Raw genomic sequence first — 17,769 nt, 5'->3', positions numbered from 1 at the left:
GGCGCCGGATAGGTCGGCGTGCCGGTGACCGTGGCGTCCTCACGGCTCACGGCTCACGGCTCACGGCTCTCGGCTCTCGGCACTCGGCTCTCGGCACTCGCGTCCGTGGCGCCGGCAGCGACTGCGGGGTGATGCGTCCCTCGGCGCGCACCGCCCTGCGCGAATCGCTCGACGGACTCTGGCGGCGTTGCTGACGCCCGTGGCGCATTCAGCCATTCTGGTGGTGACGAGGGGACCACCATGGAGGTGCAGAAGCCACAAACCGTCGAGTTCGCCAGCTTTGTGACGCGCGAAGTGGACGAGGTCCGGGCGACCGTGAACACGGTCTTCAGCGAGGCTCGTTTCGATGTCGTGGGAAACGCCGGCGACCTCGTCGCGGACTTCGCGGTCATCAACCTGGGCGCACTGACGGTCGGCAAGGTCAGCTACGGAACACCCGTCAAGGCGCGTACAGGCGAACTCGGTTACTACCACGTGTCGGCGCCCATCGCCGGCTCCCACAGCGTGCGGCAGGGCAGGGGGCCGGTCTGGTACGCCAGTACCCGCCGCGCAGTGGTCGTCGATCCCGCGAGCGGCGACAACCTCATCGCCGACTACTCGCCCGACTGTGCCACCATCAACGTGAAGATCGACAAGGCTGCCCTGGTAGGGCAGTTGGAGACGCTCCTGGGCCGACCGGTACAGCGCCGCCCGACCATCGAGCCGTCATTCGACATCGGCAGCGGTCCGGGCCTCAGCTGGCTGAATCTGCTGTCCTGGAGCCTGCTGGACAGAGACGTGCCCGACGGCCTGCTGCGGCAGCCGATCTTCGCCGGACGGATCGAACAGGCCCTGCTGGAAGGCCTGTTACTGGCGAGCGATCACCAGTACCGGGCGGCGTTGGACGCGCCGCCGCCGTCCATGCGGCCCGCAGCGGTCAAGCGGGTGATGGACGCGGTACGTGAGCAGCCCGCCGAGCCCTACGACGCCGCCGCGCTCGCGGCCATCGCCCAGGTCAGCGTGCGCACGCTGCAGGACGCCTTCCGCAAGAATCTGGGCATGTCCCCGATGACGTACGTCAGCGAGGTGCGGCTGCAACGGGCGCGGGAGCAGCTGAAGGTCTCGATTCCGGGGACGGTCAGCGTCACGGACATCGCCTACCGGTGGGGGTTCGCGCATCTGGGCCGGTTCGCGCGGCGCTACCGGGCCCGGTTCGGGGAAACGCCGTCCCAGACACTGCGCTGCTTGTGCCTCTGAGCAGAAACCACCGGAACCGCAGAAACCACCGGAACCAGCGGAGTCACAGACCGCCACCAGTGCGTCCACAGAGGCCGGTTGAGCCATGGATGCCGTTGGCTCCATGGCAACGGAACGCGCGGAGAAGGAAACCTCCCGCGCAATCCGGACAGCGCCGCGCAATGCGGAGCGACGCCGGCTCGCGTGCCGCCGTACGGTTTCCGTACCGCCTTCCGAAGGGCGCGGACGCAGACAGGACGGACGGGGTCGGCGCCGCCCGTTCCCGCATCCGCCCTTCGGCGACGGGCAAGGACACGGGTGCGGGAGCCCGTGCCTCCCGGGTCCGGCCACTCCCCCTCGTCAGGTGGGCCGGACCCGGGCCTCCGAGCCATGCGAGCCGGATGAGGGCCGGGTGCCCCCGTCGCGTGACCGCCGCCCTTTTCCGCCGTGCGGCCGGACGCGCCAAGCCCCCGCTCACCGCATTGATTGGACACCGCAGCTGTCCTCCACCCTGTCCGCCCGACAGGCTGTTCGCCCGACGGGTTCTAGAAAAGGGCGGCACCGCTCTCGAAGTCCAGGAGACGCTGCTTGCGGTCCAGACCGCCGCCGTATCCCGTGAGACTTCCGTTCGCGCCGACGACGCGGTGGCAGGGCACGATGATGCCGACCGGATTCTTGCCATTGGCCAGGCCCACCGCTCGGGAGGCGCCCAAGTTGCCGAGGACTCCGGCCAGTTCGCCGTACGAGCGGGTCTCGCCGTAGGGAATCTTGCGCAGCTGCTCCCAGACTCCGCGCTGGAAGGGCGTGCCGTCGAGCCGCAGCGGCAGGTCGAACTCCTTCAACTCGCCCGCGAAATAGGCCGTGAGCTGGCGTGTCGCCGCGTCGAAGAGGGAGTTGTCGCCGCGTGCTCCGAAGGTCTCCTCCGGAGGGCGATGGCGCTGGCCGACCATGTAGAGGCCGCAGAGGGCGCCTTCGTCGGCGACGAGGGTCAGAGGGCCGTAGGGGCTGTCGGTCACGGTGTGGTGTCTCATGGAAGGTCCTTGTGCGGGCTCATGCGTCCTCGGACTGGGTGATTTCGTGTGGGTGATCTCGTACGGCCTTACACGGGAAGGAAGTTGATCGGGTGGCTGTCCGTCGCCCACAGGTACTGGACCGCGTACGCCCGCCAGGGACGCCAGGCCGCCGCGCGTGCCGTGAGCGCGGCGGGGGTGGACGGCAGGCCCAACTCCTGGGCGGCGCGCCGGATTCCGAGGTCGGTGGGGAGGAAGGCGTCGGGGTCGCCAAGAGCTCGCATCGCGATGACGTCGACCGTCCAGGGGCCGAAGCCCGGCAGCGAGAGGAGCCGGGCGCGGGTCTCCTCCCAGTCACTGTCGATGCCCAAGTGGATCGATCCGTCGGCCAGTTGACGTACGAGCGTGGTGAAGGTGGCTCGACGGGTGCGCGGCATCGCGAGGGACTGGGGGTCCAGCCCGGCCAGTGACTCGGGGGACGGGAAGAGGTGGGTGAGGCCGCCCTCCGGATCGTCGACGGGTACCCCGTGCGCGGTGACCAGGCGGGCCGCGTGGGTGCGGGCGGCGGCCGTGGAGACCTGCTGGCCCAGCACGGCCCGTACCGCGAACTCGGCCTCGTCGACCGTCCGGGGCACCCGGCGGCCGGGTGCCTTGTCCACGAGCGGCGCCAGCAACGGATCGGTGCGCAACTGGTCGTCGACGGCGACCGGGTCGGCGTCCAGGTCGAGCATGCGGCGGCAGCGGCTGATGGCGACGGGCAGGTCGCGGAGGTCGCTCAGGATGAGGCGGCAGGCGATGTGGTCAGGGTTCGGGGTGAGGCCGACGATCCCGTGGCCGTAGGGCAGGCGCAGGGTGCGCCGGTACGCCCCGTCGCGCCACTCCTCGACGCCGGGTACGGCCGTCGCCGCGAGGTGGCCGAAGAGGTTGTCGGGGTTGAGCGGGGCGCGGAAGGGAAGCCGGAGGCTCAGCACTCCCGGTGTGGCAGCCCTCGCGTTCTTCTCGGGCAGCCGCACCCGCAGTTCACTCGGTGACAGTGCGAAGACCTCGCGGACCGTGTCGTTGAAGGTACGGATCGAGGAGAACCCGGCCGCGAAGGCGATCTCCGCCATCGGAAGCGGGGTGGTCTCGATGAGCAGCCGCGCGGTCTGGGCACGCTGGGCCCGGGCGAGCGCGAGCGGTCCCGCGCCGAGCTCGGCGAGGAGCTGCCGCTCGATCTGGCGGGTGCTGTAGCCGAGCCGGGTGGCGAGGCCCGGTACGCCCTCGCGGTCCACGATCCCGTCGCCGATCAGGCGCATCGCGCGGGCGACGAGGTCGGCGCGCTGGTTCCACTGGGGCGAACCGGGGCTGGTGTCGGGCCGGCATCGCTTGCAGGCCCGGAATCCGGCCTGCTGGCAGGCCGCCGCACTCGGATAGAACGTCATGTTCTCCGGCTTCGGCGGCACCACCGGGCAGCTGGGCCGGCAGTAGATCCGCGTGGTCAGGACGGCTGTGAAGAACCAGCCGTCGAAGCGCGCGTCCTTCGACTGGACGGCGCGCACGCAGTTCTCCGTATCGGTGTGCATCCCGTTCTGCATGCCCCAAGCATCGGGCACCCGCGAGGCCGGAGCTGGCGGGAATCCGACATCAACCTCACGCGCCCTGGGACGCGCCATCGGCCTTCTCCTACGTTGCTACGCTCCTGCGACCTTGCCGGACCTCCATGCGGAGTCCCGCAGCAGCCGCAGCCCGTTCAGACCGACCAGGACCGTCGAGCCCTCGGGCCGACGGGGCGAGAGTTGGGAGACGACACGCGGACACCAAACAGGAACACATGAAGACTCATTCATACCTTCATTCCTTCATGTGCGCCGAGTAGGATGCCGTCCATGGGTCATGGAGCCGTCACCACCACGCAGGACGCCACGCCGCGCGTACGTCTGGACGCGGCCAACGTCGCGAAGGTGGCCACCACGCTCCAGGCGCTGTCCACCCCCTCGCGCCTGCTGATCCTCGCGCGGCTGCGCGAAGGCCCGCTGCCGGCCACCGAGCTGGCCGCCGAGGTGGGCATGGAGCAGTCCGCGTGCTCGCACCAGCTGCGGCTGCTGCGCAACCTGGGCCTGGTCGTCGGCGAGCGGAGCGGACGCTCGGTGGTCTACGCGCTGCACGACCACCACGTCGCCGAACTCCTCGACCAGGCGGTCTACCACGTGGAACACCTGCGGCTGGGCCTCAGTGACACGCCCGAATGAGGTGACGGGGGCGGACTCGCCGCGAAGGGGGACATCCTCTCCGCGGAATCCGCGGAACGGAGCGTCCGCACGGCAGATGTGGCCGCTGTACGCCGCCGGGTTCACCACAGCTTTCGGGGCGCACGGCATCGCCGCGAACCTCGGCGGGGGCTCCGAGGACGGGGTCACCTCACTGCTCGTCCTGGGCGGCCTGCTCGCCCTGTACGACGGCGCCGAGGTGCTGCTCAAGCCGGTGTTCGGCACGATCGCCGACCGGATCGGCGCCCGGCCCGTCCTACTCGGCGGCCTCGTCGCCTTCTGTGCCGCGTCCGTTCTGTACGCCGTCGTCGACAGCCCCGGGTGGCTGTGGGCAGCCCGCCTCGGTCAGGGCGCGGCGGCCTCGGCGTTCTCGCCCGCGGCGTCGGCTCTGCTGGCCCGGCTCAATCCGGCGGCCAAGCACGGGCGGGTGTACGGGAGTTACGGCTTCTACAAATCCCTCGGCTATACCATGGGTCCGCTGCTCGGCGGAGTCCTTGTGTGGGCGGGCGGGCTGCGGCTGCTGTTCACCGTGCTCGCGGCGCTCGCCGCCGTCGTCGCCGTATGGGCTCTGTCGGCCGTGCCGCACGTGCCTCCGCTGCCGCGCGCCCGGCAGACCGTGCTCGATCTGGCACGCCGCCTCGCCGACCCGGTCTTCCTCACCCCGACGGCCGCTCTCGCGGGGGCGACCGCCGCGCTCTCCGTGGGTGTCGGGTTCCTGCCCGTCTCCGGTGCGGTCGCGGGGCTCGGCACCGTGGCGACCGGTGCGGCCGTCTCGGTGCTCGCGGCCTGCGCGGCGGTCGTCCAGCCGCGCGCCGGGCGGGCCTTGGACGCGGGCCGGCTGACCGCCCGCGTGGGCATCGGGGCGGGGCTGGTCCTCACCGCTGCGGGGCTGGCCTGCGCGATGCTCCCGGGCCTGACGGGCGTTCTTCTCGCCGCCGCACTGATCGGCGTCGGCACGGGATTGATCACACCCTTGGGCTTTGCCGCGCTGGCTTCCAGCACTCCTCAGGAACGGCTCGGCCAGACCATGGGAGCCGCTGAGCTCGGGCGCGAACTGGGCGACGCCGGCGGGCCGTTGCTGGTCGCGGGGGTCGCGACGGTGGCGACACTGACGTACGGGTACGGGGCACTCGCCGTGCTGCTGGCGATGGGGCCGGTGGCGGCCGTGCTGTTGCGGAGTCGCTCGGGTGGCGCCCGCCGGAGCGGCGTCCAGGACCTGTGAAGAGCCGGCGAGAACTCTGCCGCTGTGCCCCCGGAGTGACTCAGCGCGGCTCTTCGCCCTGTGCGACCTCCACCTCGTGATGGAAGGCGAGCACACCCCCGGCCGCGGCACCGGCCGAGACGGCTGCGCACACGGCCAGGAGCAAGGCGATCCAGGAGGCGGCCCGGGGCCTGCGTACGGGGGAGGCGAGGAGAGCGGCGACTCGCTGAGGGACAGGCCCCGTGGCCGCCGCGGGGGCAAAACCGGGGCGGAGGGACTCGGCGGCCCGCGTGGCGGCGAGGGCGGCGCGGGCGATGGCACGCGCGGCCAGCCGGCGATCCCCGACCGCGGCGGCCGCGGCCTCGTCGGCGACGCGTTCCGCGGCGAGCGCGACGGTCGCACGGACCGGGCGCAGTCCCGGGTGGCAGTGGGCGGCGAGTTCGGCGGCGAGGAGGAAACGGTGGTGACCGCCCGCGTTGTGGGCCCGCTCGTGGGCGAAGAGCGCCTCGCGCTCGTCGACGCCGAGGCTGCGGAGCATCCCGGTGGTGACAACGATGCGGTTGGGGCGGCCCGGCAGGGCGTACGCGTCCGGGTGCGGGGAGTCGATGACGCACAGGTCGCCCGCGGTGGGGCGGCTACCGGCCAGGGTGCGGGCGCTGCGGAAGGCGCGCAGCTGGTGCAGCGCCGAGCGTACGAGGGTCCAGGCGCCGACCGTGAGAACGCCGGTGGCGACAGCGGCCGCGGGCAGGACGAAGAAGTCCGACGCGGTGCGCAGCGGGTGGATCAGCTCGCCCAGGCCCGCGAAGAGCGGCAGCTTGAGCACGCCGGTCAGGACCAGCGCGCCCAGTGCGGCCACGGAGGAACCGGCCAGCACGAGGACCGCGAGGGTCAGTGCCCACAGCGCAGCGGAGGGTTCCAGCCGGTCGAGGCAGCGGCGGGCCAGCGGCGGTACCGCGAAGGGCAGTAGCAGCGGGACGAGCAGCAGCAGAGCGCTCACCGGTCACCCGATTCCGGGCGCTCGCCCTGTCCCGGGCCGGCAGCCGGCTCCGGCAGTCCCTCACCCGTTTCCAACAGGTCGCGCAGCAGGCGCTCGTCATCGGGGCTGAGCTGGGCCACGAAGCGGGCAAGCGCCGTCTCGCGGTCCTCGTCCCGGTCGAGTTCGGTGTGCATACGCCGGGCGGTGAGCCCGTGCGGGTCCTGGACCGGGAAGTACGCGAAACCGCGGCCCTGGCGCTCGCGGCCGACGATGCCCTTCTCATGCAGGCGGGACAGGATCGTCGTCACCGTCGTACGGGCGAGGCCCGAGTCCAGCTCCAGCTGTACGCGGCCCGGTGTGAGGGGCGCGTCGGCGGCCCAGAGCGCGGCCATGACAGTGGCCTCCAGCTCGCCCGCCGGACGGCGCTCGTCCTTGTCGCTGGTCATGGAACGATCCTCACCCCGCTATCGTCTACAGTTCAGTAGACCGTCTACAGCATTGTAGTCACTCGGGTGCGTCTCGGCCGTACCCGCTCGTCCAGTATGAGAGGGCACGCGACGATGGCGGCAACTTTGTTCGCAGCTTCACAGCTCGCGGGGTCACAGCTCGCAGGCTCACAGCTCGCGGTGAACGTACTCAGCGCACAGTCCCTGCTCGCCGCCTTCGGCGTGCTGGGCGTCGGTGTGGTGATGTTCGCCGAGACGGGCCTGCTGATCGGCTTCTTCCTGCCCGGTGACTCGCTGCTGTTCACGGCGGGCCTGCTGTGCACCGGGTCGGGGCAGGGCGGCCTGAAGCTCTCGCTGGCGCCGTTGCTGGCCGCCGCCGCGATCGGTGCGCTGGCCGGTTCGCAGACCGGCTTCCTGCTCGGGCGCAAGGCAGGCGGAGCCCTGCTCGCCCGCGGCCGCTCACCCCGGCTGCACGCAGGGGCACAGCGTGCCGAAGAGCTCCTTGAGCGCTACGGCTACGCGAAAGCGATCGTGCTGGCCCGTTTCGTGCCGGTGGTGCGCACGGTGCTGAACCCGGTGGCGGGCGCGCTGAACGTGCCGACGCGGACGTTCACCCTGTGGCAGGTCGTCGGCGGCCTGATCTGGACCCTCGGCCTCACCCTCGCCGGATATGCGCTGGGCTCGTCGATCCCGAACGTCGACCGCTACCTGCTCCCGATCATCGCGGTGATCATCGCCGTGTCCCTGCTCCCGCTCGCCGCCGAGCTGTACCGCTCCCGCCGGGCGGCCACCGCGGAGAAGGGCGCCCAGGGATGATCCTCGCGTTCGACGGCTCCTCGGTCGACGGCTCCGCCTACCGATACGTGGTGGACCTGGCCCAGGACTCCCCCGGCTGGCTGGACAGCCTGGTGTCCGCGTGGTCGGCGTACGGGCTCGGGTTGTTCGCGGTCCTCATGGGGCTGGGCTGGTGGCGGGCGCGGCGGGTGAGCGCGCGGACCTCGCTGATCGCGCTCGCCGTGCCGCTGATCGTCGTCGTGGCGTACGGGGTGAACACCCTGCTCAAGATGGCGGTTCGCGAGGACCGGCCCTGTCGGAGCCTGCACGTCTCGACGCTGGAGGCGTGTCCGGCACCGGGTGACTGGTCGTTCCCCAGCAATCACGCGGCCATCGCTGCCGCTGCTGCCGTCGCCCTGCTCCAGGTGTCCCGTCGCCTCGGCAGCGTCGCGGTACCGGCCGCCTGCGCGATGGCCGTCTCCCGCGTCTGGGTCGGCCTGCACTATCCGCACGACGTCGCCGCAGGTGTGCTGGTCGGCACGCTGGTCGCGATGCTGCTGACGGCGGCGCTGCGAAAGATCCCGGAGTCGCTCCCGGGGCGGCTGACGGCGACGCCGCTCGGGCCGCTCCTTGTCGCGCCGCACCTCGCAGAGGCCACGTCGTACGAGAGCGGGTGAGGGTGGACCATGCGGAACCGGATTCTGGTCGTCGAGGACGATCACGCCCTGCGTGACGTGCTGCGGCGCGGGCTGCGCGACGAGGGCTTCGACACCGTGCCCGCGCGGGACGGCGCGACCGCGCTTCGGCTGGCGGGGGACGACGTCGACGCGGCCGTGCTCGACGTCGGCCTGCCGGACGCGGACGGGCGGGACGTGTGCCAGGCGATCAGGGCCAATGGGTTCCTCTCCCCCGTCATCTTCCTGACGGCACATCACCACCTCACGGACCGGCTGGCCGGTTTCTCGGCCGGGGGCGACGACTATCTGCCCAAGCCGTTCCATCTGACGGAACTGGCGGCCCGGCTGCGGGCGGCGCTCAAGCGCACGGGTCCCCTCCCTGCGGCCACGGCCGGAGACCTGGTCCTGGACCCGGTCGGGCACGGCCTCACCGTCCGGGGCTCCCAAGTCGCCCTCACTCCTACGGAGTTCAGGCTGTTGGCGGTACTCATGGCGGCGGCGGGGGGCATCGTGCGCCGACGCGAACTGCTCAGGGCGGGCTGGCCCGAGGGTGCCCAGGTCAGTGAGAACACCCTCGACCAGTATCTGACCAGGCTGCGGCGCAAGTTGCGTGACAGTGGCAGCGAGGTGACCGTCACCACGGCGCGCGGCATCGGCCACCGCCTGTCATGAAGACGTTCGCCTCACGCCGGCCACCGCATGTCATGAAGACGTTCGCCCCCCGCCGGCCACCGCCTCCCAGGAAGACGACCGGGTCCCGTCGCCCACCGCCTGCCGTCACGGAGTTCGCCTCCCGCTGGTGGCCGCGCACCCTGCGCGGCCGGCTCTCCCTGGTCGCGCTCACCACCGCGACGCTGCTGATGGTGATCCTCACCGTCGCGTTCAACGCCGTCGTACGGCAGCACCTCCAGCACCAGGCGGACGACGTGCTGGACACGCGGGCCGCCGCCGTCGCCGCGACGGTCGACACCCGCGGCTCCCAGGTGCGCGTCCTTGAGACGCCCGGCGAGGAGCTCCTCGATACGAACGTATGGATCTACGCGGGCGACCGGCTCCTGGAGAAGCCTCCGTCCACCACCGCCACCGGCACGCTGACACGGGCCGCCACGCGGCTCGCCGCGCCCGGAGGCCCGCAGTGCGTCACCGCCGGCGCCCAGGGCACTGTCCGGCTGTGCTCGCGAGCGGTGCCCGGCGACACGGGCGCCGCGACGGTCGTCACGGCGCTGGATCTCTCCCCCTACCGCAGTTCGGCCGACACCCTGCTCCTCGCGTCGCTCGCACTCGACGCCGCCATGCTGGCGTGCACCTACGGGCTGACGCGGCTGGCGGTGGGGCGCGCGCTGCGTCCCGTGCGCACCATGACCGACGACGCCACCCGGTGGAGCGCCATAGCCTCCGAGGAACGCTTCGGGAGCCTGACCCGTCCCACCGAACTCGCCCGGCTGGGCGGGTCGTTGGACGCCCTCCTGGACCGTATCCGCGCACTGTTGCGGCATGAGCGTCAGCTCACCCGGGAGTTGTCGCACGAGCTGCGCAACCCGCTCGCCCGGATCATTGCCGAACTGGACTGGTGGCAGGCCCGCCCCCGTTCCGCCGCCGAGACCACGGCCACTCACGCGGCCATCGCCGACGCCGCCCGGTCCATGCGCACGATCTGCGACACCCTCCTCGACGACGCCCGCGACAGCGCGCCCACCGCACCCGGCACGGCGGACGTCCTGCCTGTGCTGCGACGCCTCACGGACCGCCTCGGTCCCGCACATGACGTCACCGTCGTCGCCACCGTCCCGGACGCCGGACTCTCGGCCGGGGTGCCGGACGCCCTCCTGGAACGGATCGTCAGCCCCCTGCTCGACAACGCCCTGCGGTACGCGCACACCCGGGTCGAGATCCGGGCCGGCGCGCACACCCACGGCATACGCGTCGAGGTCACCGACGACGGTCCCGGCGTACCGCCGTCGTTCGCCACGTTGCTCTTCCAGCCGGGTCGCCGGGCCGATCCCGCCGACGGACACGGCGGAGCGGGCCTCGGCCTGCCGCTCGCGCGACGCCTGGCCCGCTCCTGCGGCGGCGAGGTGCATCACGACGAACGGCACACCCCCGGTGCGAAGTTCGTGGTCAGCCTCCCTGCGGGGTGAGCCGGTCGGGCCCAGCGACGTCCTTCCGCGTCACCGACAGGAACACCACCAGGCCGAGGATGACCGCCAGGAAGAGCACGCTCGTGATCACGGTGCCAAGACCCAGGCCGCCGTCAGCGGTCGGCTGCGACAGGTAGTCGCCCATCGAGGCTCCGAGCGGCCGGGTGAGGACGTACGCGATCCAGAAGCTCCACACCGCGTTCAGGCCGAACGCGAAGTGGACGAGCGCGACCGCGGCGATCGCGAGGCCGAACAGGACGGCGGACACCCAGTAACCGAGGGCCATCCGCTCGGCGACCAGGTCACCGGCGGCGGTGCCCAGCGCGAAGGTGAACAGCACCGCCAGCCAGTAGAACGACTCGCGGCGCGGGGTGTCGATGCTGTGGATCGACAGGGTCTGCTCGCTGCGGTACCAGGCGATGAAGACGACGGCCAGGGCCACGGCGAAGACCGTGGTGCTGGTCGTCAGCGGCACGCCCAGGTTGTCGGTGAGGTTGTCGCTGATCAGCGTGCCGACGACGCTGATCAGGGCCACGGCCGACCAGTAGACGCCGGGCCGGTAGGCGCTGGTGCGGAACTGGACGACGAGGACCACCGCGAGCAGCGCGCTCATCAGCAGCGATACGCCGGTCAGACCCAGGCCCAGCTTCTCGTTCAGGAGGTCCGCCGCGGTCTCGCCGACCGTGGTGCACAGCACCTTGATGATCCAGAAGTACGCGGTGACTTCGGGAACCTTGTTCCAGCGGAGGCGGTGTCCGGGGGCGCCGGTGCCGGGGGTGCCGGCACCGCCGTAGGCCGTGGACGTGTCGGAAGCCGATGTCTCAGAGGTCTCGGATGTCATGAGGCCGACCGTGCCAGCCGGAGCCTGAACGCATCCTGACTACCGTGCGGAAACAGCCCCCTCGTCCTGGCGGACCGGGACGAACAGCGTGAACGTCGTAGGGTCGCCGCTCGCCAGGAACAGCCTGCCGCCCAGGGAGACGGCCAGGTCACGGGCGAGGGCGAGGCCGATGCCCGTGCCGCCGCCGCCGGTGTGCCCGCGGGCGAAGAGGCGGCCGGGTTCGGTGCGCAGGCCGCCCTCGTCGGTGACGTCGAAGGCGAGGGCGTCGTCGAGGTCCCGGACGGTGACGCGGACGCTGCCGTGCCCGTGCATACGGGCGTTGTCGAGCAGGACGCCGAGGATCTCGGCGACGGGTCCGCCCGGGACGCGTACGTCGGCCGGGGCGTCCTGGGAGCCGCAGTCCAGGCGTCGGCCGTCCTGGGCGAAGAGTCCATGCCACCGTTCGTCGGTCTCTTCGAGCAGTTGTGCCACTGGCCGGTCCGGTGTGACTCGGTGCGGCAGACCGGGTGAGCCCGCCAGGCGCAGCACCTCCTCCACGGTGTGGTGCAGCCGCCGGGTGGCGGCGAGGGCCTCCTCCAGCGCGGGACGCAGCCTGGTGTCGTCCTGTGCGAGCCCCGCCTCCAGGGTGAGCTGGAGCCCGGTGAGCGGGGTGCGCAGCTGGTGGGAGGCGTTGGCGGTGAAGTCCCTTTCGTGCCGCAGGAGTTCGGACAGGCTGTGCAGCATGTCGTTGTGCGCGCGGGCGACCTGGTCGATCTCGGCGATGGCGCTGGGCTCGGCCCTGGCGGTCAGGTCACCCTCGGTGACGGCCCGGGAGTGCCGGGAGAGCGCCTCCAGCGGGGCCGCGAGCGCACGCGCCTGACGCCGGGCGACGAGCACGGCGACCGTGAGGGCGAGCACCGCCGCACCGAGCAGGGCGGCCCAGCCGAGCAGGACACGGTCACGGACCACCGATACGGCCGACGAGGCCCTCACGACGCCGATGACCTGCTCGTTGTGCGAGACGGGTACGGCGACGACGAGCTGGCCGGCCGTCTGGTCCCGGGCGACGACGGCCCCGAGCGCCTGGCTGACCGCCGCGTCGCCGGTACGGGGACCGGTGCCCGTCCGCAGGATCAGCTTCGGGTCGTACAGGCCGAGGCGTTCGCCCGCCCCGGGCGGCGGCAGTTCCACCGGGTCGCCGGTCGCGTAGTCCGGGTTCACGCGTACGGCAGCGGCGAGCGCAGCCCGTTCGAGGGTGTCCCGCTGGTCGGCGTACAGGGTGGACCTGACGGCGAGGGCCAGGGGGATCGCGAGGAGGATCAGCGCGACCAGCACCGCGGTGATCGCGACCCGCACGACACGCTGTCTCATGCCCCTCATCATGCGGGCCGCCCACCCGGCCCGGCGAAGCCCGCCACGCGCTTTTGCCGTCGTCTAACCCTCGCTGTGCGGGGCGTTAACCCGTCACTTCCTAGCGTCGGTGCCATGACCGCGTCCGGTCGGTCGGCAGGTTTCTCAGGAGGGAAGTGGCCATGACCATGGCACGCGTACGGACCATCGGTGTCCTTGGACTCGTACTCGCGGCGGCGGTGACCGCGGGATGTTCCACGTCCGGCGGTGCTTCCACCGGCGGATCCAGCAGCGCCGCGGCGGCACCCACCGAGTCCAATCCACCCGGTGACATCCCCGACAACCAGGCTTACGTCGCCTACCAGCCGTCCGGCGGAGGCTTCACGGTGAAGGTGCCGGAGGGCTGGGCCCGTAGCACCCAGGGCGGCACCACGGTCTTCACCGACAAACTGAACCGCGTCGAGGTCTCCCCCGTGTCGGCGTCCTCGGCCCCCACCACCGCGTCCGTCACCGGCACGGTCGTTCCCCGACTCACCGGCCAGGTAGCGAAGTTCAGCGGAGCCAAGGTGTCGCAGGTGGCCCGGAAAGGCGGGAGTGCCGTACTGCTGAAGTACCAGGGCGACTCGGCCCCGGACCCGGTCACCGGCAAGGTCGTGCGCGACGCGTTCGAGCGCTACGCGTTCTACCGGCAGGGACACGAGGTGGACGTCACGCTGTCCGGGCCGGTGAACGCCGACAACGTGGATCCCTGGCGCATCGTCAGCGACTCCTTCACATGGAAGTGAGGGCGAGCACTGTGCCAGACGTCGTGCGGGAAACCGCCCTGAAGTCCGAAGCGGGGCTCAGTGCACGGGAGTTGTACCGCTTCTTCCGAGCCGGCGAGGAGGAGACGCTCGCCCTGCGCGGAGTGTCCCTGCGGGTGCGGCCCGGTGAGACGGTCGCCGTCGTGGGGCCGTCGGGGGCGGGCAAGTCGACGCTTCTGTCGTGCCTCGCCGGCCTCGACGAGCCCTCGGGCGGAGAGGTGCGTGTCGGGGACGTACGGGTCAGCCATCGGCCCGAGACCGAGCGCGCCCGGCTGCGGGCCCGCCACATCGGCGTACTTCTCCAGACCCGCAATCTTGTCGCGCATCTCAATGTGCGCGACAACGTGCGGCTTGCACACGGTGCCGTACGGGGCCGGCCCGCGGTGTCGGCGGGGGAGCTGCTGGATCAGGTGGGGCTCGCCGGGCGGGCGCACGCGCTGCCCCGTCAGTTGTCCGGCGGGGAGCTGGCCCGGGCCGGCCTGGCCGTCGCACTCGCCAACTCCCCCGGCGTCCTGCTCGCGGACGAACCCACGGGTGAACTCGACGGCGACACCGAGCGCCTGATCCTGCGGATGCTGCGCGACCGAGCCGCCCTGGGCTGCGCGGTCCTGATCGTGACGCACAGCGCGGAGGCCGTACGGATCGCCGACCGGGTGATCGCTCTGGACGACGGGAGGGCACATGATGTCGACGCGTAAGACCACGCCCGCCGCCGCCGACGACGTACTCGTCGCCTGCGACGACGCCGCCCTGACCTTCGGCCGCGGCGCGAACGCCGTGGTCGCCGTGCACGGCGCGACCCTGCGGGTGCGTGCCGGTGACCGGCTCGCCATCGTCGGCCCCTCGGGTTCGGGCAAGTCCTCGCTGCTGCATCTGCTGGCCGGCCTCGAACGCCCCACGAGCGGCAGCGTCACCTGGCCCGCCCCGGACGCCGGGCCCCCCGGCATCGGGCTCGTCTTCCAGGGCGACAGCCTGATCCCCGCCCTGGATGTCGCCGAGAACACCGCGCTGCCGCTGGTGCTCGCCGGAGTGCCGGACGACCGCGCCCACCAGGAGGCCATCGCGGCCCTCGCCCTGGTGAACGCCTCCGAGCTGGCCGAGCGGCTGCCCGAGGAGATCTCCGGCGGTCAGGCGCAACGCGTCGCCGCAGCCCGCGTGCTGGCCCAGGGCCCCCGCCTGATCCTGGCGGACGAACCCACCGGCCGGCTCGACCACGCCACCGGAGGGCGCGTCCTGGAGGCACTGCTGACGGCGGCCGGGCGGACAGGCGCGGCCCTCGTCGTCACCACGCACGACCCGGCCGTCGCCGCCCGTTTCACCACCCGACTGACCATGCGAGACGGCCGGTTGACCACCCCCCAGCGGGCCGAGGAGACGTCATGAAAACCGCCTGGGCCGTCGGCCCACTGAGCAACCAACAGACCAAGCCGGACCGCCCGTTGACCACCCGACAGCAGGCCAAGGAGACGTCATGAACACCGCGTGGGCCGGCGGCCTCGCTCGCCACCGCTCCGGGCGGCTGATGGCCGCCGTGGCCGGGATCGCCCTGGCCGTCGCCCTCATCGCCTCGCTCGGTTCGTTCCTCAACGCGTCGAAGGCGACCATGACCCAGCGCGCCGTCCGCTCGGTCGCCGTCGACTGGCAGGTCGAGGTGCAGCCGGGCGCCGACGCGGGGACCGCCCTGTCCCTGGTTCGGCAGACGCCCGGCGTACAGGCCGCCGTCCCGGTCGGTTTCGCCCACAGCAGCGCGTTCACGTCGAAGGTTCAGGGCACGACGCAGACGACCGGGCCGGGCATGGTGTTGGGTCTCCCGGCCGACTACCAGAAGCTCTTCCCGGGCGAGATCCGTCCGCTGACCGGCTCCTCCAGCGGCGTACTCCTCGCCCAGCAGACCGCCTCCAACCTGCACGCGGCACCCGGCGACACCATCGGCATCCAGCTCCCCGGCTCCGGCGTACGGCAGGTCCGGGTGGCCGGCGTCGTCGAACTCCCGCAGGCCGACTCGCTGTTCCAGAAGGTCGGCGCGCCCACCCAGTCCCAGCCCGCCGCACCGCCCGACAACGTGGTCCTCCTCCCGTCCACCGACTTCACCTCCCTTACGGCCAACACCCCGGTCACCACGCAGATCCACACCACCGGCGACGCCAGGCTGCCCGCCGACCCCGCCTCCGCGTTCAACACCGTGACGCGTGCCGCCCACAACCTGGAGGCCCGCTCCTCGGGCGGCGTGATCGTCGGGAACAACCTCGGCGCCGCACTCGACGCCGCCCGCCAGGACGCCGCCTACGCTCAGATCCTCTTCCTCTTCCTCGGTGTGCCGGGTGCGATCCTCGCCGCCGCACTGACCGCCGCGGTCGCCGCCGCCGGTGGTGAACGGCGCCGCCAGGAGCAGTCCCTGCTGCGGCTGCGTGGGCTGCGGCCCAGGCGGATCGCCTCGCTGTCGGGCCTGGAAGCCGGGCTAGTGGGGGTCACCGGCGGCCTCGCCGGACTCGGCATCGCCGCCCTGACAGGTCGCGTCGCCTTCGGATCGGCGTCGTTCGGGACGAGCGCCGGGGCGTGGACCTTCTGGTACGCCCTTGCCTTCCTGCTCGGCGCCGCCGTGGCCGCGGCTGCCGTCCTGGTCCCCGCGTTGCGCGACCTGCGCGGGGTGACGGTCGCCGACACCCGCAGGCCAGGGCGGCGTACGGGCTCGGTGTGGTGGATGCGGTACGGGCTCGACCTCGCCCTGCTGATCGCCTCCTGGCTGGTTTTCCGGGCCTCGTCCGGCAACCAGTACGCCCTTGTCCTGGCCCCCGAAGGAGTGCCGAGCATCTCCGTGTCGTACTGGGCGTTCCTCGGCCCCGCGCTGCTGTGGGTCGGCTCCGCCCTGCTGCTGTGGCGGCTCACGCTCCTCGCCCTCACGCACGGCCGCGGGGTGCTGACCCGGCTGTCGCGTCCGCTGACGTCGAATCTGGCGGGAACGACGGCCGCGGTGCTCTCCCGGCGCCGGCGTCCGCTGGCCCGTTCGGTGGTCCTGCTGGCGCTCGCCGTGTCGTTCGCGGTGTCGACGGCGACCTTCAACGCGACGTACAAGCAGCAGGCCGAGGTCGACGCGCGCCTCACCAACGGCGCGGACGTCACGGTGACCGAGCCCCCCGGGGCGCAGACGCCGCCCAGCGCCGCGGCCTCCCTCAAGGTCCCCGGCGTACGCCATGTCGAGCCGCTTCAGCACCGGTTCGCCTATGTCGGCTCCGACCTTCAGGACCTGTACGGCGTGAACCCGGGCACCATCGCCTCGGCCACCTCGCTCCAGGACGCGTACTTCTCCGGTGGCACCGCCGCCTCGCTCATGGACAAGCTCGCGAAGCAGCCGGACGCGCTGCTGGTCAGCGCGGAGACCGTCACCGACTTCCAGCTGTCGCCCGGTGACACCGTCAGGCTGCGCATCCAGGACGCTCACACCCAGTCGCTGCGCACGGTGACGTTCCACTACGCCGGGATCGCCAAGGAGTTCCCGACCGCGCCCAAGGACAGCTTCTTCGTCGCCAACGCCTCGTACGTGGCCAAGGCCACCGGCAGCGACGCGGTCGGCGCGTTCCTCGTGGACACCGGCGGCACCCACCAGAAGCAGGTCGCGGCGCAGCTGGGCAAGCAGCTCGGCACCAGTGCGACCGTCACCGACCTCGCCCGGACCCGGGGCACCGTCGGTAGCAGCCTGACCTCCGTGGACCTGGCCGGACTCACCCGGATCGAGCTGGCCTTCGCGGTGCTGCTCGCGGCCGGGGCAGGCGGACTGGTCCTCGCGCTCGGCCTGGCGGAACGGCGGCGGACCTTCGCCATCGCCACCGTGCTGGGCGCCAGGGCGGGCCAACTGCGCGGCATGGTCCTCACCGAGGCGCTTTTGCTGACGGGCGGGGGCCTGGCCGGTGGCGCGCTGATCGGCTGGGGCCTTTCGGAGATGCTGGTCAAGGTGCTGACGGGTGTGTTCGACCCCCCGCCGGCCTCGCTGTCGGTCCCCGGCACCTACCTGGTTCTCACCGGCTGCGCAGCCGCGGCGGCGGTACTGGCGGCGGCCCTGAACGGGGTACGCCGGGCCGCCCGACCCGCCGTGGAGGAACTCCGGGATCTGTGAAC

16 protein-coding genes and 1 pseudogene are annotated in these 17,769 nt (G+C 72.1%); 11 read left to right on the top strand and 6 right to left on the bottom strand.

The features are described from left to right. The first annotated feature begins 240 nt into the window (after window positions 1–240). Window positions 241–1,236 (top strand): AraC family transcriptional regulator, encoded by a 996-nt coding sequence (locus ACFYPC_RS04530; protein ID WP_388670624.1) that lies wholly within the window; start codon window positions 241–243, stop codon window positions 1,234–1,236. A 524-nt stretch (window positions 1,237–1,760) separates the two neighbouring features. Here the strand turns inward: ACFYPC_RS04530 and ACFYPC_RS04525 are convergent. Together ACFYPC_RS04525 and ACFYPC_RS04520 are read right to left on the bottom strand one after the other, a co-directional pair. After that, window positions 1,761–2,246, bottom strand: a complete 486-nt coding sequence (locus tag ACFYPC_RS04525) for a methylated-DNA--[protein]-cysteine S-methyltransferase (protein WP_388670621.1) — start codon at window positions 2,244–2,246, stop codon at window positions 1,761–1,763. 68 nt (window positions 2,247–2,314) lie between these two features. Continuing rightward, complete coding sequence (locus tag ACFYPC_RS04520) at window positions 2,315–3,799, bottom strand: AlkA N-terminal domain-containing protein (RefSeq protein WP_388670618.1); 1,485 nt, start codon at window positions 3,797–3,799, stop codon at window positions 2,315–2,317. Window positions 3,800–4,090: 291 nt separating this feature from the next. Here ACFYPC_RS04520 and ACFYPC_RS04515 point away from each other — a divergent pair, with 291 nt between their 5' ends. Together ACFYPC_RS04515 and ACFYPC_RS04510 are read left to right on the top strand one after the other, a co-directional pair. Further along, window positions 4,091–4,453, top strand: coding sequence for an ArsR/SmtB family transcription factor (locus ACFYPC_RS04515; protein ID WP_388670615.1), 363 nt, complete (start codon window positions 4,091–4,093; stop codon window positions 4,451–4,453). A gap of 76 nt (window positions 4,454–4,529) precedes the next feature. After that, window positions 4,530–5,693, top strand: coding sequence for an MFS transporter (locus ACFYPC_RS04510; RefSeq protein ID WP_388670612.1), 1,164 nt, complete (start codon window positions 4,530–4,532; stop codon window positions 5,691–5,693). 40 nt (window positions 5,694–5,733) lie between these two features. On the opposite strand, the gene ACFYPC_RS04505 is transcribed toward ACFYPC_RS04510, so the two are convergent. After that, window positions 5,734–6,669 (bottom strand): M48 family metalloprotease, encoded by a 936-nt coding sequence (locus ACFYPC_RS04505; protein ID WP_388670609.1) that lies wholly within the window; start codon window positions 6,667–6,669, stop codon window positions 5,734–5,736. 59 nt (window positions 6,670–6,728) lie between these two features. After that, window positions 6,729–7,094 (bottom strand): annotated as a pseudogene (locus ACFYPC_RS04500) (BlaI/MecI/CopY family transcriptional regulator); the annotation flags it as partial. A 114-nt stretch (window positions 7,095–7,208) separates the two neighbouring features. Between ACFYPC_RS04500 and ACFYPC_RS04495 the strand changes: the two are divergent. From ACFYPC_RS04495 to ACFYPC_RS04480, 4 genes are read left to right on the top strand one after another with little or no spacing between them, the layout of a single operon-like run. Continuing rightward, window positions 7,209–7,910, top strand: coding sequence for a DedA family protein (locus ACFYPC_RS04495; protein WP_388670606.1), 702 nt, complete (start codon window positions 7,209–7,211; stop codon window positions 7,908–7,910). Continuing rightward, complete coding sequence (locus tag ACFYPC_RS04490; protein ID WP_388670603.1) at window positions 7,907–8,545, top strand: phosphatase PAP2 family protein; 639 nt, start codon at window positions 7,907–7,909, stop codon at window positions 8,543–8,545. Before ACFYPC_RS04495 ends, ACFYPC_RS04490 begins: the two co-directional genes overlap by 4 nt. A 9-nt stretch (window positions 8,546–8,554) precedes the next feature. Further along, window positions 8,555–9,217, top strand: a complete 663-nt coding sequence (locus ACFYPC_RS04485) for a response regulator transcription factor (protein ID WP_388670600.1) — start codon at window positions 8,555–8,557, stop codon at window positions 9,215–9,217. A 32-nt stretch (window positions 9,218–9,249) separates the two neighbouring features. Beyond that, on the top strand, window positions 9,250–10,683 hold the full coding sequence (locus ACFYPC_RS04480) for a sensor histidine kinase (RefSeq protein WP_388670598.1): 1,434 nt from the start codon (window positions 9,250–9,252) through the stop codon (window positions 10,681–10,683). Here ACFYPC_RS04480 and ACFYPC_RS04475 read toward each other — a convergent pair. Then, entirely contained in the window at window positions 10,664–11,524 is an 861-nt protein-coding gene (locus ACFYPC_RS04475; protein ID WP_388670595.1) for a hypothetical protein, read from the bottom strand. The genes ACFYPC_RS04480 and ACFYPC_RS04475 overlap by 20 nt on opposite strands. Window positions 11,525–11,563: 39 nt before the next feature. Further along, window positions 11,564–12,874: a histidine kinase dimerization/phospho-acceptor domain-containing protein gene (locus tag ACFYPC_RS04470; protein ID WP_388670592.1), complete on the bottom strand. Its 1,311-nt coding sequence runs from the start codon at window positions 12,872–12,874 to the stop codon at window positions 11,564–11,566. Window positions 12,875–13,035: 161 nt separating this feature from the next. On the opposite strand from ACFYPC_RS04470, the gene ACFYPC_RS04465 reads away from it, so the two are divergent. The 4 genes from ACFYPC_RS04465 to ACFYPC_RS04450 all read left to right on the top strand — a co-directional run bounded on the left by ACFYPC_RS04465 (window position 13,036) and on the right by ACFYPC_RS04450 (window position 17,767). Beyond that, window positions 13,036–13,638 (top strand): hypothetical protein, encoded by a 603-nt coding sequence (locus ACFYPC_RS04465; protein ID WP_388670589.1) that lies wholly within the window; start codon window positions 13,036–13,038, stop codon window positions 13,636–13,638. An 11-nt stretch (window positions 13,639–13,649) separates the two neighbouring features. Beyond that, on the top strand, window positions 13,650–14,354 hold the full coding sequence (locus ACFYPC_RS04460; protein ID WP_388670586.1) for an ABC transporter ATP-binding protein: 705 nt from the start codon (window positions 13,650–13,652) through the stop codon (window positions 14,352–14,354). Beyond that, window positions 14,338–15,039, top strand: a complete 702-nt coding sequence (locus ACFYPC_RS04455) for an ABC transporter ATP-binding protein (RefSeq protein ID WP_388670583.1) — start codon at window positions 14,338–14,340, stop codon at window positions 15,037–15,039. Before ACFYPC_RS04460 ends, ACFYPC_RS04455 begins: the two co-directional genes overlap by 17 nt. Window positions 15,040–15,127: 88 nt before the next feature. Next, window positions 15,128–17,767 carry an FtsX-like permease family protein gene (locus ACFYPC_RS04450; protein WP_388670580.1) on the top strand — a complete coding sequence of 880 codons (2,640 nt, stop codon included), beginning with the start codon at window positions 15,128–15,130 and terminating at the stop codon, window positions 17,765–17,767. Window positions 17,768–17,769 lie beyond the last annotated feature (2 nt).

It is taken from the genome of Streptomyces sp. NPDC005808, assembly GCF_042871385.1.
Lineage (GTDB): Bacteria > Actinomycetota > Actinomycetes > Streptomycetales > Streptomycetaceae > Streptomyces.
This window is presented reverse-complemented; position numbering and strand designations above follow the sequence as displayed.